The sequence below is a fragment of the Ruegeria sp. YTSA108 genome, assembly GCF_059610185.1.
Map to the genome: position 1 here is coordinate 103603 of NZ_JBXWND010000003.1, position 25927 is coordinate 129529.

Annotated in this window: 33 protein-coding genes; 16 read left to right on the top strand and 17 right to left on the bottom strand. The window is 58.3% G+C overall.

Annotation, left to right across the window (positions count from 1 at the left end):
* Positions 1 to 32: 32 nt before the first annotated feature.
* The 4 genes from AC2FHW_RS05765 (at position 33) to AC2FHW_RS05780 (ending at position 3302) form a co-directional block, all read left to right on the top strand.
* A complete protein-coding gene (locus AC2FHW_RS05765) occupies positions 33 to 1898 on the top strand; it encodes a glycerophosphodiester phosphodiesterase family protein (protein ID WP_496821585.1) in 1866 nt (621 codons plus the stop codon).
* On the top strand, positions 1885 to 2445 hold the full coding sequence (locus AC2FHW_RS05770) for a hypothetical protein (RefSeq protein WP_142635376.1): 561 nt from the start codon (positions 1885 to 1887) through the stop codon (positions 2443 to 2445). Before AC2FHW_RS05765 ends, AC2FHW_RS05770 begins: the two co-directional genes overlap by 14 nt.
* Before the next feature lie 68 nt (positions 2446 to 2513).
* Positions 2514 to 2648 carry an aa3-type cytochrome c oxidase subunit IV gene (locus AC2FHW_RS05775; RefSeq protein WP_142635378.1) on the top strand — a complete coding sequence of 45 codons (135 nt, stop codon included), beginning with the start codon at positions 2514 to 2516 and terminating at the stop codon, positions 2646 to 2648.
* Between the two features lie 21 nt (positions 2649 to 2669).
* Positions 2670 to 3302, top strand: a complete 633-nt coding sequence (locus AC2FHW_RS05780; protein ID WP_271948503.1) for a hypothetical protein — start codon at positions 2670 to 2672, stop codon at positions 3300 to 3302.
* Here the strand turns inward: AC2FHW_RS05780 and AC2FHW_RS05785 are convergent.
* Together AC2FHW_RS05785 and AC2FHW_RS05790 are read right to left on the bottom strand one after the other, a co-directional pair.
* Positions 3291 to 3623: an AzlD domain-containing protein gene (locus AC2FHW_RS05785; RefSeq protein WP_142635382.1), complete on the bottom strand. Its 333-nt coding sequence runs from the start codon at positions 3621 to 3623 to the stop codon at positions 3291 to 3293. The two genes, AC2FHW_RS05780 and AC2FHW_RS05785, sit on opposite strands and share 12 nt — an antisense overlap.
* Positions 3620 to 4330 (bottom strand): AzlC family ABC transporter permease, encoded by a 711-nt coding sequence (locus AC2FHW_RS05790; protein WP_142635384.1) that lies wholly within the window; start codon positions 4328 to 4330, stop codon positions 3620 to 3622. The genes AC2FHW_RS05785 and AC2FHW_RS05790 overlap by 4 nt, the downstream gene beginning before the upstream one ends.
* Positions 4331 to 4379: 49 nt before the next feature.
* Between AC2FHW_RS05790 and AC2FHW_RS05795 the strand changes: the two genes are divergently transcribed.
* Genes AC2FHW_RS05795 through AC2FHW_RS05815 form a run of 5 tightly spaced genes read left to right on the top strand, consistent with a single transcriptional unit; the run spans position 4380 to position 8191 of the window.
* A complete protein-coding gene (locus AC2FHW_RS05795; protein WP_496792877.1) occupies positions 4380 to 5267 on the top strand; it encodes a formate dehydrogenase accessory sulfurtransferase FdhD in 888 nt (295 codons plus the stop codon).
* Positions 5264 to 5800, top strand: a complete 537-nt coding sequence (locus AC2FHW_RS05800) for a hypothetical protein (protein WP_281972574.1) — start codon at positions 5264 to 5266, stop codon at positions 5798 to 5800. The genes AC2FHW_RS05795 and AC2FHW_RS05800 overlap by 4 nt, the downstream gene beginning before the upstream one ends.
* Positions 5797 to 6441 (top strand): molybdenum cofactor guanylyltransferase MobA, encoded by a 645-nt coding sequence (gene mobA / locus AC2FHW_RS05805; protein ID WP_496676636.1) that lies wholly within the window; start codon positions 5797 to 5799, stop codon positions 6439 to 6441. The genes AC2FHW_RS05800 and mobA overlap by 4 nt, the downstream gene beginning before the upstream one ends.
* Positions 6438 to 6929, top strand: a complete 492-nt coding sequence (mobB, locus tag AC2FHW_RS05810) for a molybdopterin-guanine dinucleotide biosynthesis protein B (protein ID WP_142635390.1) — start codon at positions 6438 to 6440, stop codon at positions 6927 to 6929. Before mobA ends, mobB begins: the two co-directional genes overlap by 4 nt.
* The gene (locus AC2FHW_RS05815) at positions 6926 to 8191 is read left to right on the top strand and encodes a molybdenum cofactor synthesis domain-containing protein (RefSeq protein ID WP_496821586.1); all 1266 of its coding nucleotides are present in this window, start codon (positions 6926 to 6928) and stop codon (positions 8189 to 8191) included. The genes mobB and AC2FHW_RS05815 overlap by 4 nt, the downstream gene beginning before the upstream one ends.
* Here the strand turns inward: AC2FHW_RS05815 and AC2FHW_RS05820 are convergent.
* From AC2FHW_RS05820 to AC2FHW_RS05830, 3 genes are all read right to left on the bottom strand, one after another.
* The gene (locus AC2FHW_RS05820; protein ID WP_496821588.1) at positions 8188 to 9180 is read right to left on the bottom strand and encodes a hypothetical protein; all 993 of its coding nucleotides are present in this window, start codon (positions 9178 to 9180) and stop codon (positions 8188 to 8190) included. The two genes, AC2FHW_RS05815 and AC2FHW_RS05820, sit on opposite strands and share 4 nt — an antisense overlap.
* Positions 9181 to 9197: 17 nt before the next feature.
* The gene (gene greA / locus AC2FHW_RS05825) at positions 9198 to 9668 is read right to left on the bottom strand and encodes a transcription elongation factor GreA (protein ID WP_142635396.1); all 471 of its coding nucleotides are present in this window, start codon (positions 9666 to 9668) and stop codon (positions 9198 to 9200) included.
* 238 nt (positions 9669 to 9906) lie between these two features.
* The gene (locus AC2FHW_RS05830) at positions 9907 to 10287 is read right to left on the bottom strand and encodes a VOC family protein (RefSeq protein ID WP_142635398.1); all 381 of its coding nucleotides are present in this window, start codon (positions 10285 to 10287) and stop codon (positions 9907 to 9909) included.
* A gap of 86 nt (positions 10288 to 10373) precedes the next feature.
* On the opposite strand from AC2FHW_RS05830, the gene soxR reads away from it, so the two are divergent.
* The 4 genes from soxR (at position 10374) to AC2FHW_RS05850 (ending at position 15239) form a co-directional block, all read left to right on the top strand.
* Complete coding sequence (soxR, locus tag AC2FHW_RS05835) at positions 10374 to 10829, top strand: redox-sensitive transcriptional activator SoxR (protein WP_142635400.1); 456 nt, start codon at positions 10374 to 10376, stop codon at positions 10827 to 10829.
* A 136-nt stretch (positions 10830 to 10965) separates the two neighbouring features.
* Positions 10966 to 12612, top strand: coding sequence for an electron transfer flavoprotein-ubiquinone oxidoreductase (locus AC2FHW_RS05840; protein ID WP_271948491.1), 1647 nt, complete (start codon positions 10966 to 10968; stop codon positions 12610 to 12612).
* A 7-nt stretch (positions 12613 to 12619) separates the two neighbouring features.
* Positions 12620 to 14428, top strand: a complete 1809-nt coding sequence (locus AC2FHW_RS05845) for a tetratricopeptide repeat protein (RefSeq protein WP_496821590.1) — start codon at positions 12620 to 12622, stop codon at positions 14426 to 14428.
* The gene (locus AC2FHW_RS05850; protein ID WP_496821592.1) at positions 14418 to 15239 is read left to right on the top strand and encodes a 4-(cytidine 5'-diphospho)-2-C-methyl-D-erythritol kinase; all 822 of its coding nucleotides are present in this window, start codon (positions 14418 to 14420) and stop codon (positions 15237 to 15239) included. The genes AC2FHW_RS05845 and AC2FHW_RS05850 overlap by 11 nt, the downstream gene beginning before the upstream one ends.
* Here the strand turns inward: AC2FHW_RS05850 and AC2FHW_RS05855 are convergent.
* Positions 15232 to 16230 carry a polyprenyl synthetase family protein gene (locus tag AC2FHW_RS05855; protein WP_142635408.1) on the bottom strand — a complete coding sequence of 333 codons (999 nt, stop codon included), beginning with the start codon at positions 16228 to 16230 and terminating at the stop codon, positions 15232 to 15234. The genes AC2FHW_RS05850 and AC2FHW_RS05855 overlap by 8 nt on opposite strands.
* Before the next feature lie 56 nt (positions 16231 to 16286).
* Between AC2FHW_RS05855 and AC2FHW_RS05860 the strand changes: the two genes are divergently transcribed.
* The 3 genes from AC2FHW_RS05860 (at position 16287) to AC2FHW_RS05870 (ending at position 17558) form a co-directional block, all read left to right on the top strand.
* Positions 16287 to 16502: a putative signal transducing protein gene (locus tag AC2FHW_RS05860; protein ID WP_496696474.1), complete on the top strand. Its 216-nt coding sequence runs from the start codon at positions 16287 to 16289 to the stop codon at positions 16500 to 16502.
* Positions 16499 to 17272, top strand: a complete 774-nt coding sequence (locus tag AC2FHW_RS05865) for a tRNA1(Val) (adenine(37)-N6)-methyltransferase (RefSeq protein ID WP_496821594.1) — start codon at positions 16499 to 16501, stop codon at positions 17270 to 17272. Before AC2FHW_RS05860 ends, AC2FHW_RS05865 begins: the two co-directional genes overlap by 4 nt.
* 121 nt (positions 17273 to 17393) lie before the next feature.
* Complete coding sequence (locus tag AC2FHW_RS05870; protein ID WP_142635414.1) at positions 17394 to 17558, top strand: YdcH family protein; 165 nt, start codon at positions 17394 to 17396, stop codon at positions 17556 to 17558.
* Here the strand turns inward: AC2FHW_RS05870 and yddG are convergent.
* From yddG to AC2FHW_RS05925, 11 genes are all read right to left on the bottom strand, one after another.
* Positions 17555 to 18421 carry an aromatic amino acid exporter YddG gene (yddG, locus tag AC2FHW_RS05875; RefSeq protein WP_496821596.1) on the bottom strand — a complete coding sequence of 289 codons (867 nt, stop codon included), beginning with the start codon at positions 18419 to 18421 and terminating at the stop codon, positions 17555 to 17557. The genes AC2FHW_RS05870 and yddG overlap by 4 nt on opposite strands.
* Positions 18418 to 19365: a transcriptional regulator GcvA gene (locus tag AC2FHW_RS05880; protein WP_496821597.1), complete on the bottom strand. Its 948-nt coding sequence runs from the start codon at positions 19363 to 19365 to the stop codon at positions 18418 to 18420. The genes yddG and AC2FHW_RS05880 overlap by 4 nt, the downstream gene beginning before the upstream one ends.
* Before the next feature lie 301 nt (positions 19366 to 19666).
* Positions 19667 to 20389, bottom strand: coding sequence for an acetoacetyl-CoA reductase (phbB, locus tag AC2FHW_RS05885; RefSeq protein WP_271948478.1), 723 nt, complete (start codon positions 20387 to 20389; stop codon positions 19667 to 19669).
* Between the two features lie 113 nt (positions 20390 to 20502).
* Entirely contained in the window at positions 20503 to 20889 is a 387-nt protein-coding gene (locus tag AC2FHW_RS05890) for a hypothetical protein (protein ID WP_496821599.1), read from the bottom strand.
* A 7-nt stretch (positions 20890 to 20896) separates the two neighbouring features.
* Entirely contained in the window at positions 20897 to 22072 is a 1176-nt protein-coding gene (locus AC2FHW_RS05895; protein WP_142635424.1) for an acetyl-CoA C-acetyltransferase, read from the bottom strand.
* A gap of 179 nt (positions 22073 to 22251) precedes the next feature.
* Positions 22252 to 23085 (bottom strand): EAL domain-containing protein, encoded by an 834-nt coding sequence (locus AC2FHW_RS05900; protein ID WP_271948473.1) that lies wholly within the window; start codon positions 23083 to 23085, stop codon positions 22252 to 22254.
* An 85-nt stretch (positions 23086 to 23170) separates the two neighbouring features.
* On the bottom strand, positions 23171 to 23359 hold the full coding sequence (locus tag AC2FHW_RS05905) for a hypothetical protein (protein WP_281995235.1): 189 nt from the start codon (positions 23357 to 23359) through the stop codon (positions 23171 to 23173).
* A gap of 88 nt (positions 23360 to 23447) precedes the next feature.
* Positions 23448 to 24419: a sterol desaturase family protein gene (locus AC2FHW_RS05910; RefSeq protein ID WP_282021645.1), complete on the bottom strand. Its 972-nt coding sequence runs from the start codon at positions 24417 to 24419 to the stop codon at positions 23448 to 23450.
* Positions 24416 to 24802: a hypothetical protein gene (locus AC2FHW_RS05915; RefSeq protein WP_281972562.1), complete on the bottom strand. Its 387-nt coding sequence runs from the start codon at positions 24800 to 24802 to the stop codon at positions 24416 to 24418. The genes AC2FHW_RS05910 and AC2FHW_RS05915 overlap by 4 nt, the downstream gene beginning before the upstream one ends.
* A 117-nt stretch (positions 24803 to 24919) precedes the next feature.
* Positions 24920 to 25285, bottom strand: a complete 366-nt coding sequence (locus AC2FHW_RS05920; RefSeq protein WP_281972561.1) for a hypothetical protein — start codon at positions 25283 to 25285, stop codon at positions 24920 to 24922.
* 66 nt (positions 25286 to 25351) lie between these two features.
* Entirely contained in the window at positions 25352 to 25918 is a 567-nt protein-coding gene (locus AC2FHW_RS05925) for a TlpA disulfide reductase family protein (RefSeq protein WP_271948463.1), read from the bottom strand.
* Positions 25919 to 25927 lie beyond the last annotated feature (9 nt).

A 25927-nucleotide genomic window follows, 5' to 3' on the forward strand; every position in this document is an offset into this window, starting at 1 on the left:
CTGACTTGCAATTCACGTCTGCGCAGCCTTGAATGAATCAATCATTTGGGGGGCGCAACGTGGCCACTTTCTCTGCCGTTACAAAAGCATACAAGGGCGCGTGGGCACGCCGCCGGGTCTTTGTGCCGATCTATGTCGCCGTGCGCCTGTTGCTGATTGCGCTGATTGCGCCGGGCGTGGCGATTGCGGTGAACCTAGCGGTTTCGCTCTCCAGTCAGACCGCCCTGACGGATCAGGATATTGCCGCGTTCATCCTGTCTCCGCTGGGGTTTGCGGTCGCAATCGCAATGCTCAGCCTGTTCCTGCTGGCCGAGGTCTTTGTCTTCTCGGTCATGGCCGGGTCGCTGAGGATGGGCGAAAGCGATCCGTGGCGCGCGGGGAGCGCGGCGATCAAGTTGATCCTGTCGCGCCTGCCTGCGCTGTTTGGATTTGCTGCACGCCTGGTTCTGCGGATCATCCTGTTGATCCTGCCTTTCGCCGCTATCGCTGCTCTGATCGCCTGGTGGACGCTGACCGAGTATGACATCAACTATTACCTGACCTTCCATCCGCCGTCTTTCTGGATCGCCGTTGCGCTGATCGGAGCTGTGGTGCTGGTCATGGCATGGGTGCTGATCCGCAAGCTGTCCGCATGGGCGCTGGGACTGCATCTGGTTCTGTTCGAAAACCTGCCACCGGCTGATGCTTTCCAGGTCAGCGCGGATCGGATGGAGGGCAAGCGCGGGCGGCTCAAGATCGCACTGGTGTTTTGGCTGGGGCTGAGGGCAGTTCTTGCCGCGCTGATCGCTTGGGGCGCGGGATCATTATTCGCGTTGGTGCCCCTGCAGGGGGCAGAGCATCTGCGGCTGGCGCTTGTCTACAGCCTCCTGGTCGCCGGGCTCTGGTCGTTGGCCGGGCTGGTTTTGGCAGCCACCGCGCTGGGAGCACTGGCGGTTTTGCTGGACGGTTTTTTCGAGATCCGGACCTCTGAACCACCACATCCCGCGCCAGGCAATCTGCGCATTGGTCTGCTGAGTGCTGTTGGCATTGCGGCAGTGGCGGTATTGGTCGGGCTCTGGTTCGGTCAATCCCTGCTGGAACGCGTTCAGGCCCCTGACAGGGCCGAGGTGATCGGCCACCGTGGTGCCGCTGCGTTACGGCCGGAAAACACCATGGCCTCGGTTCTGAAGGCGATTGAGGACGGGGCGGACTGGGTTGAAATCGACGTGCAGGAAACGGCGGATGATGAGATAATCGTCGCCCATGATAGCGATTTCATGAAGCTGGCCGGGGTGAACCTGAAGGTCTGGGATGCCACGATGGAAGACGTGGCCGAGATCGATATCGGCAGTTGGTATGACCCGGAATATGCCGATGAACGCACGCCAACGCTGCGCGACGTGCTGGCTGCGGCCAAAGACAGGGCCAAGGTGATCATCGAGTTGAAATATTACGGTCATGACGTCGATCTGGAAAACCGCGTTGCGGCCTTGGTCGAGGAATTCGGCATGCAGGATGACATCGCTACCATGTCGCTGAAATACCCTGCCGTGCAAAAGATGAAGGCTCTGCGTCCCGATTGGCGCGCGGGGGTTTTGGCGGCAACCGCTGTTGGCGATCTGTCGGGTCTCGAAGGGGATTTTGTGGCTGTCAACGCCGCCATGGCCACGCCGGGGCTGGTACGTTCGGTGCAGGCCGCGGGCAAGGATATCTATGTCTGGACGGTGAATGACCCGTTGCAAATGTCGGCCATGGCCTCGATGGGGGTGGATGGGCTGATCACGGACCGACCGGCAATGGCCAAAGAAGTCTTGCGTATCCGCGCTGAAATGGGGCCGGCAGAACGTCTGATGCTGTGGCTGGCAACGGTGCTCGGCATGGCCGTTGATACCGATGCGATGCGCGATGAAAGCCCGTAATCTGGCCGTTTCTCTGGCGCTGATCGCGGCGCCAGTCGGGGCGCAGGACTTTATGCGCAGTCTTGAGATGCCCGCCCATCGCGCGCTGATCGCACAGCGGGGCGCTGCGGAATTGACGCCATTTGAAACGGATGGCTGCTCGGGCGGGTTGTCAGCCAGTTGGCGCTTTGTGGCCGACACGTTTCCCAGCTTTCAGGCCCTGTTCGAGGCGCATCCCCCATGGGAGAGTTGCTGTGTCAGCCATGACCGGGCCTATCACCACGCGGGCGGAGGCCTGCGCCCCGAAGACAGTTATGACGCGCGCCTGTCAGCCGATGACAGCCTGAGAGCCTGCGTGCGACAACACGGGGATGAGAACGCCGAAATTTACGCCGAACGCTATGACATGACTTCGGATCAGATACGATCCGCCCATGCCATAACCGCCGAGGCCATGTATGGCGCGGTGCGATTGGGCGGGGCGCCCTGTTCGGGTCTGCCCTGGCGGTGGGGGTTCGGATATCGCGGGTGTTCGGTCTTTGATTCCGTGTCACCTGCGCCCGAATGACGTGGTGACAGGCCCGGGATTTTCGATTATCCAACGTATCAAACACGCGAATTAGGATTCTGAAAATCATGGCTGAACATAAGCACGGCGAAATGGACATCACCGTTCAAACCAAAACCTTCAACGGTTTCGTAAAAGCGACCACATGGTGCGTGGTGGCGATTGCTTTCCTTTGCCTGTTTCTGGCGGTTTTCGCCGCTTAATCCCGGGCGAGGCTGACCGCCGTGATCAGATTTGTGATTGCCTGCCTGCTGGCAGCAACAGTGGCTGGCTGTGCCGGTTCGCAGCGTCCGCAGGCCGATCAGACCGAAGTTGTGGCCCGTTCCTATCGTGATCCGGGACCATCAACACTGACGCTCTATACCATGATCAGCACCCGGACCGGTTCGGGGGCGCATACCTCGCTGATGATAAGCGGCAGCGAGAGGGTGATCTTTGACCCCGCAGGCTCGTTTCGCGCCGATGTAGTGCCGATCCGAAACGATGTTCTGTATGGCATCACGCCGAATGTCGAACGCGCTTATCGCAGCAGCCACGCGCGCGAAACGCATTATGCGCGTATCCAGACGATTCAGGTGACACCACAGCAGGCCGAAATTGCCCTGCAACTGGCCAAGCAGATGGGCCCTGTATCCGAAGCGTTTTGCGCCAACTCAACCTCGCAGCTATTGCAGCAGGTGCCGGGTTTCGAGCAGATCAATACGACCTTCTACCCGGTCAAGCTGTCCGATCAGTTCGGTGAACTCCCCGGCGTCGTGACCACCGAATACCGCGAGAATGACGATGCTGACCTGCAGGCCGGTTTGGCCTCGAACAATGCGCGCCTGAACCAGTTGGAAGCGGCTTCAACCCAATAGGTATAGCAAGCCATAGAGCGTGCCCGCCCCGGCAAAGATGGCAATGACCACGTTTTTTGTGATGACACCAACCGCCAAAGCAACCGCTGCGGCGGCCATGCGCGGCACGTCGGGCTGACCATCCGTTGCGGTTGGCCAGACCACCAGCGGCGCAATCAGGGCCGGGACGATGGCAACGGCGGTATAGCGCAGGTGGCGTAACAACCAGGGTGGCATCGGGCGGTCTCCGACGATGCCGATAAAGGTAAAGCGTAGGGCAAAGCTGCCAATCGCCAAGCCAACGATAATGCTCCACATGGTCACCGGATCAATCTGTGTCATGGCCTATTCCGCTCTAACATCAATTCGGCCTGCGCCCCTGCGATCATCCCGGCGGTCCCGGCGATCAGCAGGCCCAGGTTGAACGGCACGCCTACGGTCAACAGAGCGACGGTTATGGCGACTAAGGCGGCGATGACATGGGCAAGCGTCCTCATCATCGGCCCGATCATTGCCAGGAATGTGATCGGAAGTGCAAAATCCAGCGCCCAGCTTTCTGGAATCTGTGCGCCCAAAACTGCGCCCAGATAAGTTGCCAAAATCCAAAGCGGCGTGATCGGTGTGACCGAGCCAAAGAAATAGGCCATGCGCTGCGGCACGGTCATATCGGGCTCTTTTTCGAACTGTACAATGGAGCAGGCATAGGACTGATCGACCGTCAGATAGGCGGCGCAGGCCCGTTGCCACAGGGGGGCCGCCCCAAGATAAGGTGTCAGTGAGGCCGAATACATTGCCACGCGTAGGTTAACCGCCAGGGCCGATGCCAGAACGATCAGGCTGGGTGTGTTGTCCTGCAACAGCTGCAGGGCGGTGAACTGGGCCGCCCCGGCAAAGACAGCCGCCGAAAAGGCGATTGTCTGGATAATATCCAGCCCAGCCTCGGTCGCAAATACGCCGAAAAGGGTGCCGAACGGAATTGCCACAAAGATAAACGGCGCTCCATCGCGAAAACCCTTCCAGAAGTATGACTTGGATGTGGTGTAAGCCATGGCAAATTCCTATGGTATCGCCAACAGCAGTAGCGATCTTGGGAAAGGGTTGCAATTGGCCACGAAACCGGATGCCACCGACTACATCATCGCCCCTGATCCCGGCGCGGTTCGCCTGACCCGTGCGGTTGAAGGCATCGACCAGAATGGCGCGGTCAGCCGGATCTCGGTTGTCGAGGAACGCCCCCTGACGATTTTCCTCAACGCGCAGGAAATCGTGACTGCAATGACAATCGGCGATTACCCTGAATATCTGGCGCTGGGGTTCCTGCGCAATCAGGGGATGCTGTTAGCCGATGATGACATTACCGGCGTGGATTACGATGACGATCTGGAAACCGTGGTGGTGCGCACCGCGCGCGAAACCTCATATGAGGACAAGCTGAAGAAAAAGACCCGAACCAGCGGCTGCGCGGTCGGCACTGTGTTTGGTGACATGATGGAAGGGCTGGAGGACGTGCGCCTGCCGCAGGTTCAGGTCCGCACCTCATGGCTGTATGATCTGGCAGCCAAAATCAACCGAACCCCTTCATTGTATCTTGAGGCTGGTGCAATTCACGGCACGGTCCTGTGTCGGGAAAACCGGCCGTTGGTCTATATGGAGGACGTGGGCCGCCACAACGCGGTCGACAAGATTGCAGGCTGGATGCTGTCCGAAAGTGTAGGGGCCGAAGATAAGATCCTCTACACCACAGGTCGTTTGACCTCGGAAATGGTGATCAAGACCGCGATGATGGGCATCCCGGTGCTGGCGTCACGGTCAGGCTTCACCGCCTGGGGTGTCGAAATCGCGCGTGAGGTTGGCCTGACCCTGATCGGCCGCATGCGGGGGCAGCGGTTCGTGTGTCTTGCGGGCGAGGACCGGTTGGTGCGCGACGTCGACCCGTCGACAGTGGCGGTCGAAGATAAAAAGCATAGACGGAAGAGTGCGGAATGATTTTGGAAGTCTTTGGTTTATCTATTTTATTCGTCGCGACATTGGGCTTGCTGCCAATGATGGTCTATGTGTTCTGGCTCCTTGAGCGGTCGAAACGCGCGATCATTGAGGGTATGGCGCAATTGGACGTCAACCTGCGTAACCGTCTGGGGTGGGCGCCAGAGGAATACATCAGCATTTGGAACATCGCTGCCCCCTTTCGGCTTGGTTGGCAGGCATGGGGGGAGTTGTCTCAAAAACAAGCACTCGTGCTTCAGCGGGTTTTGATGCACGGTCTGCCAGAGTTTGCCGGGATACCAGATGAGGTCAGAAAGGCGGTGCGCACGTATCGGTGCTGTTTTGGTCTTATCTTTGCTGTTGGGGCCGTCTTAGTGTTTTTGCCAGCCCACTATAGCCTGAGTTACAAGGCGGCCGAATTGACGGGGTGGCCTGCAATTATTTGGTTTACAGCATTCGGATTGGCCGTCTGTCCATTGCTTTTCCTGCCCACCCAGAAATTCAGGAAATGGCCCGCGCTTGAGGAGATCAAATGACCCGCCCTCTCGGCATCATCCTCGCAGGAGGCCTTGCCACTCGGATGGGTGGTGGCGACAAAGGCTTGCTGACAGTCGGTGGGCAGAGCCTGCTGTCTCATGTCATTGACCGGTTTGGCCCGCAGGTGGTCGGTCTGGCGCTGAATGCCAATGGTGATCCCGAACGGTTCGCCGACCTCAACCTGCCGGTTCTTCCCGACACGATTGAAGGTTTCGCCGGGCCTCTGGCGGGTGTGCTGGCGGGGCTCGATTGGGCAGCAGAACAGGGGGCCGACAGTATCGTCACCGCCGCTGCCGACACGCCGTTTTTTCCGCGCGATCTTGTGGCGCGCCTAATGGATGCTGCTCAAGGGCAAACCCATCCGCTGGTGCTGGCGACTACGCCTCGAAACGGGGATGAAGCACTGAAATCCGGCGGCGGCAAACGGGTCAACCGGCATCCGACATTTGGCCTCTGGCCTGTCGCGTTGCGAGATGATTTGCGGGGCGCCTTGAATGACGGGCTGCGCAAGGTTGTGCTGTGGACCGATAAACATGATGGGCGTGAGGCGTTGTTTCCGGCTGAGCCGTTTGACCCCTTCTTCAATGTCAACACGCCCGACGATCTGGCGCGTGCGCAAAAGCTGCTGGAGCAGGCATGAAGGTCTATGGCGTCACCGGCTGGAAAAACGCGGGCAAGACCGGCCTGATGGAGCGTTTGGTGGCCGAGATCACCGCGCGTGGCTTTTCGGTTTCGACCGTCAAACATGCCCATCACGCCGCCGATGTCGACCAGCCCGGCACGGACAGTTTCCGCCATCGAGAAGCCGGTGCGTCCGAGGTGCTGTTGGCGTCCGGCAAGCGCATTGCGATGATGCAGGAACTGCGCGGCGCACCCGAGCCGCCTCTCTCTGATCTGCTGGCACGCTTGGCTCCGGTTGATCTTGTGCTGATCGAGGGGTTCAAACGCGAAGCCCACCCCAAGGTCGAGGCGTATCGGGTGGCCGCAGGAAATCCGTTGATTGCGGCCGAGAACGAAACTGTGCGCGCGGTTGCCAGTGACACAGAGCTGAACTTCGACCGTCCGGTTTTTGATCTGGACGACACCGCAGCCATCGCAGGGTTCATTCTGCAAGAGGTAGGATTATGAGCAAACCGGACATTGCCCCACCGCCCTTGCGCAACGATTGTTTTGCCTTGCCTGCGGGCGTGAGCTGGACGCCGGTTGACAAAGCGTTGGCCCTGCTGCGCGACCGCCTTTCGGTCGTGATGGGGGCTGAAACCGTTCCGTTGGCACAAGCCGCAGGTCGGATTTTGGCCGCCGATGTTTATGCCCAACGTTCGAACCCGCCGCAGGCAAATACGGCGGTAGATGGCTATGGCTTTGCCGGTCCGGTTCCGGATGGGCCGCATGTGATGCCGCTGCAAGACGGGCGTGCTGCGGCTGGTGTTCCCTTTGATGGTCAGCTTGCGCCCGGCCACGCCATACGGATTCTGACTGGTGCGGCCCTGCCCGATGGGGTGGACACCGTTATTCTGGAAGAGGACGTGACAGTTCAGGACGGGCATATCGCCTTTCGCGGCCCCCTGAAACAGGGTGCCAATACCCGCAATGCGGGCGAAGATGTGGTTGGAGGTGATCTGGCTTTGCCCGCTGGACGCCGGTTGACACCTGCCGATCTGGCCCTTCTCTCCGCGACGGGTGCTGGTGATCTGCTGGTTCGCAAAGCTCTGCGGGTAGCCGTCCTGTCAACGGGGGATGAGCTAGTCGAGGCCGGCGAGGTTGCTGAGCCAGGGCAAATCTACGATGCCAATCGCCCAATGTTGCTGGCTCTGATCCAGCGGATGGGATTCCAGCCACTGGATATGGGCCGCGTTGCCGATGATCGTGAAACCCTGCGCGAGCGGCTGAACGAAGCTGCGAAAGAGGCGGATGTTGTTCTGACTAGCGGCGGCGCGTCGGCAGGGGACGAAGACCATGTCTCCGCGCTGTTGCGGCAGGCCGGAGCGATGCAGGAATGGCGTATTGCCCTGAAACCGGGGCGACCTCTGGCTTTGGGGATTTGGGACGGAGTGCCGGTTTTCGGACTGCCCGGCAATCCAGTAGCGGCATTGGTCTGCACCCTAATCTTTGCCCGCCCGGCGCTGGGCCTGATGGCTGGCGAGGGCTGGCGGGACCCGCAGGGGTTCGATCTGCCAGCCACCTTTGATAAGCGCAAGAAACCCGGGCGGCGGGAATATCTGCGGGCCCGCATCCGAGACGGAAAAGCCGAAGTTTTCACTTCGGAAGGGTCCGGGCGGATCAGCGGGCTAAGCTGGGCCGAAGGGCTGGTCGAGATCGAAGACGGAGCGCGCCACATCCAACCGGGTGATCTTGTCCGATTCATCCCCTATGGAAGTTTCGGAATCTAGTCGAAGGTTCCGGCCACACGCCCCAGCAACATGAAGGCCCGCGCGGTTCTTGTATCACCCAAAGCGGTCAGCTCTGCATCGCTGGCACGGGGTTCAAACTCGATGATCATGTGATCGAACCTGCGTAGAAAGTGATGGGCGGCGTCCCGGAAAATGGGATCCTGCTTCATCCGGGCCGAAGTCAGCGCCAGCGAGGAGCGGTCGCGAATGCCGCCCAAGGCCGCGACAGCCCGTCCGCGCCCACCCTGCGCAAATTGCCGCCAGATCTCGGGGCGGGCCATGTCAGGGCGCAGGTCATCCATATAGATGCCCTCTTGGCTGAGCAGGGTCAGCACGTCCTGAGAGGCCTGTACAAGCTTGGCTGTCTTGCGGTCCTTGAGCGCCAGCCGTAGGGCATCAAAGCCTTCGGTATCTTCCTGTGTTTCCGGAAAATTCAGCGCACGGATAAAGATGTCGGTGCCAAGCGGGGGCACGATATCCCCAGCTTGTGTACCCAGTTCCAGTGAAGTCTGATCGCCGTTCCCCACGGCTGTCGGTTGCTGTGCGGGTTCCCTGCGCTTGGTTGAAAACGTGGCCAGCGCGCTATCGGCTTTCTTGGCCGTTTCCGCGATCTGATCCAGCTTTTTGGATACGGCTGGCTCATAGGTGCTGGAAGATCGCTGTTGCTGAGCGATATATGCGTTTCGGATGGCGTCAATCGAGGTTTGTAGTCGTGCGCTTTCCTCGCGCATGATCCGGCTGGCGCGCATGGCCATTGCTGCGACCCAGATCATCGCCACCGGCATAAAGACCGCCAGCAAGGTCACGACAAAGCCTCCGCCGTCGACCTCGTCGGGCAGCACCAGAAAAACAACCGAGACGATCAGCCAGATCACGCTGAGGGCGACGGCTGCAATTTCGATCTCGGTTATCGAAGGCTTGGTTGGCCTATCATATATGCCCAGTGAGGTTGGCCGATTGGCTTCCTGCTCTGGCGTGGGCTCGGACATTGGGAACGCTCCGGGGCTCAGGCGTAGGTGATGCTCAGGACTTCATAAGAACGTACGCCGCCAGGTGTGCGTACCTCGACACTGTCGCCTTCGTCCTTTCCAATCAGGGCGCGGGCAATAGGGGATTTGATGTTCAGCAGGCCGGCTTCGATATTGGCCTCATATTCCCCTACAATCTGCCAGGTCTTTTCCTCGTCAGTGTCTTCGTCAACAAGCGTGACCTTGGCGCCAAATTTGATAGCACCGGACAGTTTGGCAGGGTCGATCACATCGGTCAGTGAAAGGATGCCTTCCAACTCTTTGATGCGACCTTCGATAAAACCCTGCTTTTCCCGGGCCGAATGATATTCGGCGTTTTCTTTCAGGTCACCCAGTTCCCTGGCCGAGGCGATGGCTTCGATAATAGCTGGCCGCTCGACGGATTTTAGGTTCTTGAGTTCGGCCTGAAGCGCAGCATTGCCCGCAGGCGTCATGGGAATTTTTTCCATATTCTTGTCGTCCACGCTGAAATTGTAACGCCCCGCCGCATGGAACCAGCGTCGGGGCGATTTGATGGGTTGGCAAATACCTGACCCAAATGATGCGTGAAATGCAAGAGGTCAAAGAAGACAGCAAGCAGGATTTGCGACTTAACGCCGTTGAATTGGGCGCCGTGGGCACCTGTTACGCTGTCCAAACAGCTGACCGCGCTGCCATTTCCAGGTGGTTGAGGCCATCCAGAGTGTTTCAAGCATATTGCACCACCTCAAACTCGATGCCGTTCTCATCATCGAAATAGAACCGCCTGCCGGGCTCGTAATCTGCATGCGACTTGGGGGTGAAACCTGCTTTGACCACCTTGTCTTCGGTTGCGTCGATGTCTTCGACCAGAACGCCGACATGATTCAGCCCCCCGATGATGTCATAGCTGCTTTCACCCGATGGTTTGGGATCGCTGGGTGCATAAAGCGCCAGGTAGGTATGTGCGCTACCGACATGCACGGTATAGCCACCCGCGATTGCAGGGCCTTCCCAGCGGGTTTTCCAACCGAAGACGTCCTGCATCCATTTTGCCGAAGCCTGCGGGTCGCGGACGGTGAAATTGGTGTGTTCAAGTGTCGCCATCATGGGATCTCCTATTCAATTTGAGGCTTGTCCCGACTCACCGTAATTTCTAAACCTAACTTTAGGTCAAGGAATTTTTTGAGGGCGAGATGGCGATTTCAGAGGGGCTGGCAATAGGCGCTTTGGCCCAGCGCACCGGGCTGGCGGTTTCAGCGATCCGATATTACGAGGCGCAGGGTCTGATCGCCCCATGGCGCAATGCGGGTGGGCAGCGGCGATATCAGCGCGCCGACATAAGACGGTTGAGTTTTGTGATGATAGCGCAGCAATTCGGACTAACCCTGCCCGAAATCCGAGAAGTCCTGTCCGGCTTGCCCGGAAATCGTACACCAACGCCGCAGGATTGGAAAAACATCAGCAAGGATCTGCGGTCGCATCTGGATCAGCGAATCGATACGTTGATGCGCCTGCGTGACAATCTGGACGGATGCATTGGTTGTGGGTGCCTTAGTTTGCCCAAATGTGCTCTTTACAATCCTGATGACCGTGCCAAATCCAAGGGAAGTGGCCCCAGATACCTGATGGGTGACACTCCGGACACGTGATCTGCCGCATAGCGGCATAGTTACGCCGTGTTTCGATTGACCTGTGGCTTTCCCAGCATGTAATCAGCCGTGAAACAAAATTGCGCCGACCGTGCGTTAGATGCGCCAATTCGGAAAGTTAGCGAAGGAGCCCGCAATGGCCGAGATTGAACGCGAAGCGATGGAATATGACGTGGTGATCGTGGGCGCCGGCCCCGCGGGACTGTCGGCGGCCATCCGTCTGAAACAGCTGGATGCCGATTTGAACGTCGTCGTTCTGGAAAAGGGCTCGGAGGTGGGTGCGCATATCTTGTCAGGTGCGGTGCTGGACCCGTGCGGCCTGGATGCGCTGATACCGGACTGGAAGGAAAAAGGTGCGCCGCTGAACACGCCGGTTACCGAAGATAACTTCTATATGCTGGGTGAGGCCGGAAAAATCCGCATTCCGAACTTCCCGATGCCGCCGCTGATGAACAACCACGGCAACTATATCGTGTCGATGGGCAATGTCTGCCGCTGGATGGCTGAACAGGCCGAAGAGCTGGGCGTGGAAATCTTCCCTGGCATGGCCTGTTCCGAGCTGGTCTATGGCGACAATGGTGAAGTCAAAGGCGTTGTTGCCGGTGTCTTCGGCCTTGAGGCCGATGGCTCCTACGGCCCGAACACCGAGCCGGGCATGGAGCTGCACGGCAAATATGTCTTCTTGTCCGAAGGTGTGCGCGGGTCGCTGTCCAAGGAAGTGATCGCGAAATACGATCTGCAAGCCGGAAAAGAAGTCCAGAAATACGGCGTCGGCATGAAAGAGATCTGGGAGATCGACCCGGCCAAGCACAAGGAAGGCACCGTCACCCATACGATGGGCTGGCCCCTGGGCAGCAACGCGGGCGGCGGGTCGTTCATCTATCACCTGGAAAACAATCAGGTCTATGTCGGGTTTGTGGTTCACCTGAATTACAAGAACCCGCACCTGTACCCCTATATGGAATTCCAGCGCTTTAAGCATCATCCGATGGTGGCCGAGCTGCTGAAAGGCGGCAAGCGCGTGGCTTATGGCGCTCGTGCGATTACTGAGGGTGGATATCAATCGATGCCCAAGCTGGTCGCGCCAGGCGTGGCGCTGCTGGGCTGTTCGGCGGGCATGGTCAATGTGCCGCGCATCAAGGGCAACCACAACGCGATGCTGTCTGGCAAAGCTGCGGCCGAGGCGGCATTTGATGCCATCAAAGCCGAGCGTTCGGGCGATGAATTGACTGTCTATGAAGCAGATGTTCGCGAAGGCGCCATCGGAAAAGACCTCAAGAAAGTGCGCAACGTCAAACCGATGTGGTCGAAGTGGGGTCTGATGCCCTCGCTGGCGTTGGGCGGTTTGGACATGTGGACAAACACTCTGGGCTTTTCGCTGTTTGGCACTCTGGGCCACGGCAAGAACGACGCGGAATCGACTGAAGAAGCCAGTAAACATAAACCGATCGACTATCCAAAGCCGGATGGCACGCTGTCCTTCGACCGCCTGACCAACGTCTCGTTCGCGATGACGAACCACGAGGAAAGTCAGCCTTGCCATCTAAAACTGTCGGACCCGGCGATTCCGGTCAGTGTCAATCTGCCCGAATTCGACGAACCGGCACAGCGCTATTGCCCGGCGGGGGTGTATGAGATGGTCGAGGATGAAAATGGTCCGCGATTCGTGATCAACTTTCAGAACTGCGTTCACTGCAAGACCTGCGACATCAAAGATCCCAGCCAGAATATCACCTGGACCACGCCGCAGGGAGGGGATGGTCCGAACTATCCCAATATGTAAGCGAAAAATGGGCAATGGCGGCGTCGTGAAGGCTCTGCCATTGCCTCTTTCTGGTCAAAGCCCTAGCTTATTGCGCAACCGACAATCGCAAGGCAGGAATTTGGTGACTTTTCTCATTTGTCGCACAGCGCTGGCTGTGCTGTTTACCACGTCATTCGCCATTCCGGCTTATGCCGACACTGGGTTCGGTGCGTATCTTGCCGGGCGTCAGGCGATTTTTCAGGACGACTATACGGCGGCTGAGAAATACTTTGCGCAAGCATTGCGCGCAGATCCTCAAAACGACCGGTTGCTGGAGAATGTCGTCGTTGCGCGCTTGTCGCTGGGCGAGGTTAAGCGCGCTTTGCCGATTGCCCAAACCATCGAAGAGTTAGGCCTGCCTAACCAGCCCGCGAAAATGGCGATTGCCGCTAATCTGGTGGCTGAAGGCAAGCTGGATGAACTGCTGGCCCGCGACCCCGAAACGCAAGGCGTCGGGCCGCTGGTTGACGGGTTAATATTGGGCTGGGCCCATATGGGCCAGGGTGCGATGACCAGCGCGCTGGAGCAGTTTGACCAAGTTGCAGCGCAGGAAGGTCTGCGCGAGTTCGCGCTTTACCACAAAGCTTTGGCACTGGCCTCAGTCGGAGACTTTGAAGGCGCCGAGGCAGTCTTTGCGGCCGATAACGGTGTTGTGGCGCGATTTACCCGCCGCGCAGCGCTGGCACGGACCGAGGTTCTGTCGCAGCTGGACCGCAATGAGGATGCGCTGCAGTTTCTGGATGACGTGTTCGAGTCCGGCTCTGATCCCTCGATAGAAGGGTACGAATCGCGTCTGAGCGCTGGCGAAACGCTGCCCTTTACTCATGTCCGCACATCGCAGGACGGTATCGCAGAAGTGTTCTTTTCCGTGGGAGCCGCGCTCAGCAGTGAGGCGGCTGAGAATTACGTCCTGCTTTATGCGCAGGTCGCAGCCTTTCTGCGCCCGGATCACGTGGACGCAATCTTGTTGAGTGCCGAACTTTTGGACGAGTTGGAGCAATACGATCTTGCCGTCGAGGCCTATCGCAAAGTGCCCGCGAGCAGCAGTGACTATCACGCTGCTGAACTGGGCCGGGCCGAGGTGCTTGTCACGGCAGGCAAAACCGATGCGGCGGAAGAAGTCTTGCAGACCCTTGCGACGCAGAGACCGGATCTGCCAAGTGTTCACGTGGCGCTGGCTGATTTGCAAAGACGTGAAGAAAACTATGCTGCGGCTGTCGAAACCTATAGCACAGCGATTGAATTGATTGATGCTGATGGTGGCGGCAACTGGTTCCTGCACTACGCCCGTGGTATCTCGTACGAGCGACTAAAGCAGTGGGACAATGCTGAGGCCGATTTCCGCCGTGCGCTAGAACTTAACCCCGACCAACCGCAGGTCCTGAATTATCTGGGTTATTCGCTTGTAGAACGGCGCGAAAATCTGGACGAAGCGCTTGGCATGATCGAACGCGCCGTCGCCGCACGCCCTGGTAGCGGCTATATCGTCGACAGCTTGGGATGGGTTCTGTTTCGACTGGGCCGCTATGAAGAGGCGGTCGAGCATATGGAGCGTGCCGTCGAGCTGATGCCGGTAGACCCAGTGGTGAATGATCACCTGGGTGACGTTTACTGGGCCGTGGGCCGCGCACGCGAAGCCGAGTTCCAGTGGAAGCGGGCATTGTCTTTCATTGACCTCGAAGACGCCGATGGTGAGGCCGACCCCGAGCGTATTCGCCGCAAGATCGAGGTCGGGCTGGACGAGGTTCTGATCGAAGAAGGTGCCGCGCCGCTGAAGATCGCCAATGAAGGCTAAGGCTTTCGCGCCCGCCAAGATCAACCTTACCTTGCACGTCACCGGCCAGCGCGTGGACGGCTATCACCTGTTGGATTCGCTCGTGGTGTTTGCCGATCTGGGCGATACGCTGCATTTCACCGCAGGTGAGGCGCTGTCGATCTCTGTCACCGGCGAACATGCGGTGGGTGTGCCAAGCGATAGTCGCAATCTGGTGTGGAAAGCCGCCGAGGCTGCAGGCTGGACTGGGCATATTGACCTGAACAAAGTGCTGCCGCATGGAGGCGGGATCGGTGGCGGTTCTTCCGATGCCGCCGCAACTTTGCGGATGATCGAGGGCCAGGGTGGGCACGTCCCGCCAGAAACAGCACTGCGCCTGGGTGCGGATGTCCCTGTCTGCATGGCAGCCAGATCAAGCCGTATGCGTGGGATCGGAGAGTGTCTGAACCCGGTCACCCTCCCACATCTACCAGCCTTGCTGGTCAACCCGGGTGTAGAGGTTCCAACGCCTGCGATATTCGCGGCTTTGGAATGCAGGGAAAACCCGCCCATGGCAGAGGATATCCCGGTATTTGAGGGGCCTCAGGATTGCGCCGAATGGTTGGGAAAACAGCGAAACGACCTGGAAAGTCCGGCCACATCTCTGGCTCGCGACGTCGCGCAGGTGCTGGACGCACTAAAGGATACAAAAGAGACGCTGTTGTCGCGCATGTCAGGGTCAGGATCGACCTGTTTCGCGCTGTACCCGACGATGAAAGCTGCCCATTTCGCCGCCTATGAGATTGGCGCAGCCCACCCCAACTGGTGGTGCCGTGCGGTTCAGCTTAACTAAGGCGCGCGACAACGAAGTCTGCCAAATCGCTCAGCAGGGTGCGGATCTCATGGTCGGGCAGGATGCCTAGCGACGCCTTAGCCTTGTTGGCCCAGCCAAGCGCATCTTTTCGCGTCGCCGCAAGCGTGCCGTATTTACCCATGAGACCAAGAGCGGTTTCGAGGTCACCGCTCTCTTGACGGCCCCGGCCTATGGTGCGCTGCCAGAAGGCGCGTTCTTCGGGGGTGGCCTGCGCCACCGCCTTGATCACTGGCAGCGTCAGCTTACGCTCGCGAAAGTCGTCGCCGACATTCTTACCGGTCGCTTTGCTGTCGCCCTGATAATCCAGCAGGTCATCAGCGATCTGGAAGGCAATCCCCAGCGCATCGCCATAATCGAAGAGCGCCTTGACCTGGGCCTCTGACGCTTGGGCGATGACCCCGCCCACCTCGGTTGCGGCTGAGAACAAGGCTGCGGTCTTGCCGCGCACAACCTGAAGATAGATGGCCTCATCCGTGCCCAGATCGGTTGCAGCAGTCATCTGTAGCACTTCGCCCTCGGCGATTGTGGCAGACGCATTGGCAAGGATGTCCAGAACCCTAAGAGACCCGGTCTCGACCATAAGCTGGAAGCTGCGCGAGAACAGGTAATCCCCAACCAGAACGCTGGATTTGTTGTCCCAAAGCAGATTCGCTGTTGGCCGTCCGCGCCTTTGTGCGCTTTCGTCAACAACATCGTCATGCAACAAGGTCGCGGTGTGGATGAACTCAACCGTTGCCGCCAGACGCAAATGATGGTCCCCGGCATAGTCGAACAGCCGCGCCGCGGCCAGTGTCAGCATCGGACGCAGGCGCTTGCCACCCGCTTCGACCAAATGTGCGGTGACTTCGGGAATGCGGGGCGCGTGTTCTGAGGCCATGCGCGTGCGTATCAGGTCATTGACCGCGTCCATTTCACCCGAAAGAATCTCGGCCAGCCGCTCATGCGGTTTTGAGACTGTGCTGATGTTCATCACACTCCTGATACAAGGCTCGACTTCCGCCTCACCTTGCCCTTACATCCATCCCCATGAAAGAACTTTTGCGCAGCACTGATCCGACGATCCTGGCCTTTGCATCCGCCCTACTTCAGGGCGAGGATATAGACTGCTTTCAGATGGACGTAAATATGAGCATCCTAGAAGGCGGCATCGGTATTTTCCCGCGTCGCCTTATGGTGCGGGCAGATGATTTGACCCGCGCGGAACGGGTGATGCGCGACAATGAGATCCCGCTGGGCCGATGACGCAATTCACTGACCCAGAGCTAAGTTTGAACGACTTTTTGAATGGGCGCGTTCGGCTTTGGCAGCCCCTGTCCGGCTATCGCGCCGGGGTCGATCCTGTCTTGCTGGCGGCAGCGGTACCGGCCAAGGCTGGGCAATCCGTGCTGGAGCTGGGATGTGGCGCTGGTGCCGCCATCTTGTGCCTGATGGCGCGCGTGCCGGGATTGAACGCCACGGGTGTTGAGCTGCAATCGCCCTATGCCGATCTGGCCACCCGCAACGCGGATCAGAATGCGCAGGCGCTGACAGTGGTGCAGGCCGATCTGAGCAAACTGCCAACTGAGCTGAAACAACAGCAGTTCGATCATGTGATTGCGAATCCACCCTATTACTTGGCCGGTGCCCACAGCCCTGCGGCGGACTCAGGTCGCGGAATTGCCTTGGGCGAGGATACCCCGTTGTGCGATTGGTTCGATTGTGCGGCAAAGCGCCTTGCACCGCGGGGCTATCTGCACATGATCCAAAAGGCCGATCGGTTGCCCGACATGCTGTCAGCCTGTGCGGGGCGGCTTGGCTCAGTCGAAGTTCTGCCCCTGGCCGCGCGGGCAGGTCGGAAGGCTGAATTGGGGATCATTAGGGCCAGAAAAGGCGGTCGGTCTGCGTTTCAACTGCATGCCCCGCTGATTTTGCACAAGGGTGTGCGCCACGAAAAAGACGGCGAAAGTTATACCTCTCAGATATCGTCCGTTTTGCGCGACGGTGCTGCGCTGAACGGGTTTTCGGATCAATAGGCGCCAACCAGCCGAATTTGTCAGATTTATTATAGAATCTGTGCGTCTGCAGCGTGACAGGCTGGAAACGATGTGCTCAACTTCCTACGTTATTCAGAGACACCAATGAAGGAGTATCGCCATGAGCGTGAGCGCACATCTGACGGAACTGAAGAAGAAGCACGAAACTCTCGGTCTCGAAGTAGAACAAGCCCAGCGCGCGCCAGGCATCGACGATCTCCATATCGCTCAACTCAAGAAACAGAAGCTGAGGCTTAAGGAAGAGATAGAGCGACTTTCCAGTTAACTTTTAAGGCTGGCGCGCGCGGCGATGGCCGCGCCGCCGGTGACCAGGACGGCTGCGATTGCCAGGCCCCAGGATGGGGCTGCGATCCTGGCAACCACCAAAACGACGGTAGACAACAGGGGCGCTGCATAAGACGCGGTGCCAAGAATCTGAATGTCGCCTTGTTTGACCCCGATATCCCAGACATAGAACGCCAGACCGACAGGCCCCAACCCAAGTGCCGCGATCGAGGCCCAGCCAAAGGCCGTGTCCGGCCAAACGGTTTCTTCGATGGCTAGATGCAGACCACCCGAGGCGATGGCGGTAAAGATGCAGAACACAGCGACAGAGCTTGTGGGGGTATCCCCAAGACGACGGGACATAACGGAATAGCCCGACCAGGTCAGAGCACACAGCAGCGCCAGCCCGTAACCGGGTAGGTGGCTGGCCTGAAATCCTGCGCCACCACCCCCGGCGATGATCACAGCGGCCCCAGCAAAGCCCAGGCAGGCTCCGATCAGGTGCCCTGCACGCAGATGCTCGCCCGGTAGCAAACCTGAGAACAGCACAATCAACAGGGGCCAGAGATAGGCAATCAGCCCGGCCTCGGCTGCAGGGGCCATGCGCAGGGCCGAGAAGTAGAGTGCGTGATAGCCAAACAACCCGATGGTGCCAAACAGATAGGTGGTCCAACGCACGGACCGCAACTGCCCCAGCCCACCATTGGCCCAGGCCCAGACCAGCCCCAGCGTACCCCCGATCGAGAAGCAGATCGTATTCAGCAACAGCGCAGGAACCGGTGCTGAACCGACGGTGAACAGGGCTAGAAGGGACCAGAGTAAAACGGCGACAAAACCGATAGTAGTGGCGCGGTTTCGGGTCATGCGGCTGACAGGTCCTCGACTGGAATGATGTCGAACTCATCGGATATATGTGCGGTCTTTTCAATCTCGGCCAGAAACCAATCCCGAAACGCCGCAATCTGAGGGCGGTTCTCGGCCCCCGAGAGGCACAGGAAGCGAAAGCGCCCCTTTGTTTCGATGGCGGTCTTGAAAGGTGCGACCAGCGTGCCTTCGGTCAGATCTTTCAGGATCATGGCCCGGCGGCCAAGCGCGACGCCAACGCCCGCAACAGCCGCGTCAATTGCGTGATCGGCGTTCGAAAACTCGGCACCATGGGTCGGGGTATGTGCGATGCCCACGGCCCTGAACCAGGCGGGCCAATCACTGGGTGGGGTCAGAAAGCGGATCGAGGCGTCATGGATCAACGGTGCATCCCGCAGGCTTCCCGGCGTGGTGAACTGGCGGGCGAGCTCGGGCGTCATGACCGGCGTCAGCCATTCCCGGCGCACTGGCACGGAATACAGCCCCTTATCCGCACCTTCGCCAAATCGAATGGCCACATCCACATCATCCCGTTCAAGGTCGATGATGCGTAACGTGGCCGAGAATTTCAGATCTATTTCGGGATGTGCGCGGGCAAATTCGTACAGGCGGGGCGCCAGCCATTTGGCCGTCAGGGCAGGGCCCGCTGTGACGGTCAGGCTAGTGTCGTCACCCTGTCTGCTCACGGCGCGCCATGCGGCTTGTAACGTGGCAAATCCATCCGCGGCGCCCGGGGCCAGGGTGCGCCCAGTCTCTGTCAGCTCCACCGCGCGGTTCAGGCGGTGAAACAGAGGGCGGCCCAAATGCTCCTCAAGGGATTTGATCTGAAAGGACAGGGCCGCAGGCGTTACATGCAGCTCTGCCGCGGCTTTGGCAAAAGACATGTGCCGGGCGGCGGCATCAAAGGCACGCAAAGCGGTCAAGGGCGGCAGGTAGTCGCTCATAGTATAGAAATTCTTAACTGAATGTTCAAAAAAGCTCGTTTGCGGCTTTGCCAACTAGAGTTCATATTGCTCATAAGTCAAGGAAAACTGTTTTGAATTGAGAGGCTGCCATGATTGAGATGACAACAAATCCAGCTGCACAATCGGCGATTCTGCGCGCGCATGAGGCGCGGGGCAAAGCGGTTCTGAATGTGTTGAAGTGGATTTTCGGTTCCCGCTGATCGCAGCGCGCGCGGTCTTACGGGATAAAAGAAGGGCCGGTTCTGCTTAGAACCGGCCCGCTTGCATTTTGGCAGCCAACTTAGGCGAAGAACTGAGCACCATTGGCCGAGATGGTCGATCCGTTGATGAATTGCGAGTCTTCAGAGGCCAAGAAAGCAACGCAGCGTGCGATCTCTTCCGGTTCGCCCAGTCGGCCCGCCGGAATCTGGCTGATGATGGAATCACGAACCTTCTCGGGGACAGCCATGACCATTTCGGTTGCGATATAGCCGGGGCAGATAGCGTTGGCGGTGATGCCCGCGCGCGCGCCTTCCTGCGCCAGCGACTTCACGATTCCCAGGTCACCCGCCTTGGTTGCGGCATAGTTCACCTGAGCGAACTGACCCTTTTGACCGTTGATCGAGCTGATGACGATGACACGGCCAAACTTGCGCTCACGCATGCCAGGCCAAACCGGGTGAACGGTGTTGAATACGCCGGTCAGGTTGGTGTCGATCACCTGATGCCACTGCTCGGGTGTCATTTTGTGGAATGGGGCGTCCTTGGTGATGCCGGCATTGGCAACAACGATGTCGATCGGGCCAATCTCGGCTTCGACCTTTTCGATGCCCGCTTTGGATTCGTCATAATCCGCAACGTTCCATTTGTAGGTGGCGATTCCGGTCTCGTCGGTGAAATTCGCGGCGGCTTCGTCGTTCCCCGCGTAGGTGGCTGCAACATTGTACCCTTCGGCCTTAAGCGCCTTGGAAATTGCTGCGCCAATGCCGCGGGAACCGCCGGTGACGAGTGCTGTTCGTGCCATTTAGGAATCCTCCAATTTAAGTCGTCTTGGTAATGCTGTTACTATTCCGAACCAACCAGCGCAACAATATTGCGCAGGCAAGTTGCCGCAGCGCTGGGGTTTTTGGTTTCGCCTCAGGGTAGTGTGAGGCCACGATCTTTACCCAATGCACGGCAATAGTCGATCCAGTCCTTATTTTCGTTCAGCAGAGCCAAATTGCCAAAGCGAACGTGCCATGTCTCGGACAATCGAACCTGCGCGGACTGGATGTGTTTGTAGGGGTTCTTAATGCCTTCTATTGCGGCCTGATCACGAGCTTCCACAACGAATAACGCCGCGCTGGCAAGCACGGCGTCTGTGGTTGTTTGGTCCTTGTTCCGGCGTGCTCTCAGATCGGCCTGCTCTGTAAAGATGACGCTGCACTCCGTCAGGCTGGTCGAAAGCGGTTGACGGTTCTGTGCGTCTGCGGCCCCTGCAAAGCAAATCACAAGGGCCGAAATAAGAGTGGGCCGAGAAGGCATTGTTAGATCAGTCGCGCTCGACACATAGGGCGACGCCCATGCCGCCACCGATGCACAGAGTCGCCAGACCTTTTTTCGCGTCCCGCCGCTTCATTTCGAACAACAGAGTGTTCAGAACGCGGCAGCCCGAGGCGCCGATCGGGTGACCGATGGCAATGGCGCCGCCATTGACGTTCACGATGGACGGGTCCCAGCCCATGTCTTTGTTCACTGCACAAGCTTGTGCGGCAAAGGCTTCGTTGGCTTCGATCAGATCCAGATCGTCAACCGACCAGCCCGCCTTTTCCAGCGCCTTGCGCGAGGCATAGATCGGGCCGACGCCCATAATCGACGGGTCCAGACCAGCGGTAGCATAAGATGCAATCCGCGCCAGAGGCTCAATCCCGCGCTTTTCGGCATTTGCCGCCGACATCAGCAGGGTCGCAGCCGCGCCGTCGTTCAGGCCCGAGGCATTGGCGGCGGTGACCGATCCGTCCTTAGCAAAAGCCGGGCGCAGTTTGGCCATGGCTTCCATGGTTGCGCCGTGGCGGATGTATTCGTCCTTGTCCATCACGATGTCACCCTTGCGGGTCTTGATGGTAAAGGGGGTGATCTCATCGGCGAATTTGCCTGCCTTCTGCGCAGCTTCGGCCTTGTTCTGGCTTGCGACGGCGAATTCATCCTGCATATCGCGGCTGATCTGCCACTTTTCAGCAACGTTTTCGGCGGTTTGACCCATGTGATACCCGTTGAACGCATCCCACAGTCCATCGCGGATCATTGTGTCGATATACTTCATGTCGCCCATCTTTTGTCCGGCGCGCAGAGCGGCGGCATGGGGCGACAGGGTCATGTTCTCTTGTCCGCCAGCAGCGACGATATCAGCATCGCCCAGTTGGATATGCTGTGCGCCCAGTGCCACGGCGCGCAGGCCGGATCCGCAGACCTGGTTGATGCCCCAGGCCGCGCTTTCTTGCGGCAGACCGGCGTTGATATGTGCCTGACGCGCCGGGTTCTGACCCTGGGCTGCGGTCAGAACCTGACCCAAAATTGTCTCGCTGACTTCGCCTTTTTCGATTCCGGCGCGTTCGACAACGGCTTCAAGAACGGCTGTGCCCAAATCATGGGCTGCGGTGTTCGCAAACGAACCACCAAAGCTGCCGACGCCTGTACGTGCGGCGGATGCGATAACTACATTGGTCATTATGATCAGTCCTTTACCGTCATGGTCCGGCGGAATGTCTGACGGCGCAGGTCGAGAGGTTCCCCCCGCAACAAGAGCGCCCCGTAATCCCCCGCTCAAGTATCACTGCAATAGCGCAATGCTGCATTTGCAGCAACGGGCAGCTTGTCTCAGGACCCAAGGTCCCTAGTTTTTTGGGGTTAACCCGCCGATTTCTGTTCGTTTTCCGTTTTCCAGGGCGCAGAAACCGTAGGTGCGCCGAACAGAAATCCTTGCAGACAATCGACGCCATTGGCCACCAAAAACTCAGCATCCGCCTTGGTTTCGACCGATTCGGCCGTGACCAGAATCTCAAATTCCCTTGCTACTGCGATCAGGGCACGAACCAGCGCCTGATTATCCGGGTTTTCACTGATGCCGCGGATGAACTGGCCATCAATCTTGGCGGCATCAAAAAGAAACTCGCGGAAATGGCGGAAGCAGAAATTGCTGGCCCCAAAATCATCCAGCGCAAATGCAACGCCACGTGGTTGCAACCGGTCCATGAAATCGACCACGAGTTCCGGCACGGTCATGGCCGAACTTTCGGAAATTTCAAGGATCAGCCTTTCACCGATACTGGCATCTTTTTTCATGAACCGGTCAAGAACACGCGACCAACGTCCATATCCGATCGACCGTGCGGACATATTGATCGACATGCGGATGTCCGGGGTGCGTGCCAATGTGCGCAGGCCCATTTCAAGCGCGATGCAGTCCAATTCGCGGCCAATCGGGGTGTTTTCAAGCTGAGGCATAAACTCGCGTGCCGGGATGACACGACCGGTTTCGTCCAGCACCCGGATGAAGCCCTCGTAGAAGGCGATACCATGTGGCGCGTTAGCCTGCATGACCGGTTGAAAGGCCAGTTTGCACTGTTTGTGTTTGACAGCATCCGTAGCCATCTGGATCGTTGAGTTGTCGCGCGACAGCACAGCCGCGTTTAACGGGCTGTCTGATCCTTCGGGTAAATCTGCCAGTTTCCTGTCCCGCATGATCGAAATCGCTTCCCTACCGTCGTCGGTCAGGATCCAATTTCAGGGCAAAGATGTGAATCTGCGGTTAATGGAAATGAAAATGTCAGCGGGCTGCGTCCAGAACACGTCCCAGAGATCTCGCGGCACCAATAACTGCACCCGTAAAACCCAGCACCATCATGGCCAGTCCAAACGCGATCAGCGTTGCGGTCCCGGCGGCCAGCGCTGTCAGCATTGCGACAAGCAGGCCTATCAGTCCTAAAACTGTGGAAAATGTTGTCCAACGGGTCATGATAATCTCCGGTCACTCGTAATGCACATCGTTTGGATATGTGCAGGCTAAGCTAATTTTCAAGAAAATCAGCACATGACCGGCGGATTCAAGCTTGTTTTGCTTCGGATTTGTGCGTTTCGGTCTCAAAATGCTCAAATCCAGGCGTCCCTCGATCCCTGGGGTTGCGCGAGATATGCTTGGCTTTGATCTGCTCCGAGCTATCCCGGCTGCCGTCATGGCTGTAACCGGGTGGGGCAAAGCAATAGGCCAACCGCTGGCGCAAAGTTAGCCCCGATTGCGTGGCATCCTGCCAGATTCCGACCCATTCGTGAAAAGCGACGCGCAACGGGTTGAAGGTTCCGATATTGTGAACCAACCCATAGTCGACCTTGTCATCGACCTGCTCTGGCACAAAGGTGCCGAACATCTTGTCCCAGATGATGAACACGCCAGCATAGTTGCAATCCAGATAGCGCGCGTTGCGGCCATGATGGGCGCGGTGGTGGCTGGGGGTGTTCATAACCGCCTCGAACCAGCGGGGCATCTTGCCGATGGCCTCGGTGTGAATCCAGAACTGATAGATCAGGTTCAGACCGCCGACAAACAGAACCATTGCCGGATGAAACCCCAGCAGGATCAACGGCGCGCGCACGACCATCATGAAGGTGAATGTATAAGTCCAGGTCTGACGTAACGCCGTGGTCAGGTTGTAATGCTGAGAGCTATGATGGTTCACATGGCTGGCCCAGACCCAACGGATGCGGTGCCCGAACCGATGCACCCAATAGTACCGCAAATCGTCCAGAAAAAAGCACAGGATAATCACCGGGATCGAGGTGCCCAGGTTCAGCGGCGTAATCTGCCACAACCACATAAAGAACCCGTAGGCGATGAAACCGAGCAGAAACCCCGAGGCAATATTGCCCGCGCCCATGATCAGCGAGGTGACCGCATCCCGCGTTTCATAGCGCCCGCCCCGGCCTTTGAAAGCGATCCAGACGAACTCGGCCAGAATTGCGGCGATAAAGAACGGGACTGCCCATTGCACGGCATCGGGAAAGGAAATCTGGTCGGTCATGCGGGCTCCATCAGGTGTCGCCAGTGGGCGCGTTCGATGTCATCGAGGTGGATGCGGGTTGAGGGGGTTCCGAAATCATGAAACTGAACTTCGAATCCGTCCGGATGCTCGATCCAGTCATAATCCTGCAGGTGGCGAGCCACGGTATCCGCGCCGAACGACCACAAAAGGCCAGAACCGGTTGTGGTTCGGATCAGCGCGGAACGTTCGTCATGCGCTACGGTTACATCTGCGATCACGTCATCGGGGAAATGGCGCGACCATTGCGCGCGGGCCAGATCAGGCGTCAGGGCGAACTGCCGCGAACGGCCCGTCAGATGCAGCAGAATAGTAATTCCGCCGATCCCCCCAACGACCAGAACCAACAATATCTCAAGCGGCATGACATCCTCCTGACCGACAAACTGCAAAGCAGATGCGCGGCTGTCAAAGGTGGCGTCGCGTAAGCTGGAATTGGACCTGTGGCACCGGTTGGGAATCACGGCGCCTTTGTAAAGAGGTCAGTTGGTAATCGTATAGGTCCCCCCGGAATCACCCTTGCCCTTGTTGCGGGTAAAGGTCACCTGGTTCCCTTCTATCGTTACTTTCTGGCAATCCTGCGGGATCTGATTTCCGCCAACAACAAGCGTTCGGCACCAAAACCTTTTGTTCCAGGCCCATGCGCCCGAGAATTTGACCTTGTCGCTGGTTTGCCCGGAAATCTTCCCGTCGGGTGAAATAAGCACCCAGGTGCCGCCATTCACCAGTTTCTTACCGGCAACAGCATTCAGAAAATCTTGTTCTTTCTTGATGTCTTTGGCCTCGGCAACCAATGCCGAGCCCAAAACCAGACAGGCAGCAATGGCCAGAGTGAATACGTTCTTCATAAAGAAAGCCTCCTCGTTACAACGACGGGGAAGCTATCATAAATTCAGGACTTCAGGAAAACGACCTTAGCTTTCTTCCGCGACCAGTGCCGCAATGATCGCCTTGGCACTGTCTGAATTCCACTCGGCATCCCCGATCAGGCGGGCGACTTCATTGCCATCGGGGTCAAGAATGACCGTGATTGGCAGGGCAATGACACCGAACTCACGTGCCACAGCCGAGCCCGGATCTTGATGGCGCGGCAGGTTCTCGATGTTGTTTTCCTCGAAAAACTTCTTGATCCCCGCGGGTGAGTTGCGCCCGGTGGCCAATGTCAGGACTTCGAATTTGTCACCCCCGAATTCCGCCTGCAACTCGGCGATCTGAGGCATTTCCTTGCGGCACGGTGCGCACCATGTGGCCCAAAAGTTCAGCAGAACGTATTTGCCCTGATAGTCGGCAAGCGTTGCGGTGCCACCGTCATCTTCCAACTGAAATTCGACCAAGGTGTGCGGTTTGGGCTCTTTGTGCAGGATCAACCGCTTCAGGGTGCCTTCGCGCAGCGGACCCAGAGTTTCCGCATCTGTGGCCAAAGCCGCGTTTGCACCTAGCGCAAGGGCCATATAAAGGGGGATCAGACGAAATAGGCGCATATCAACTCC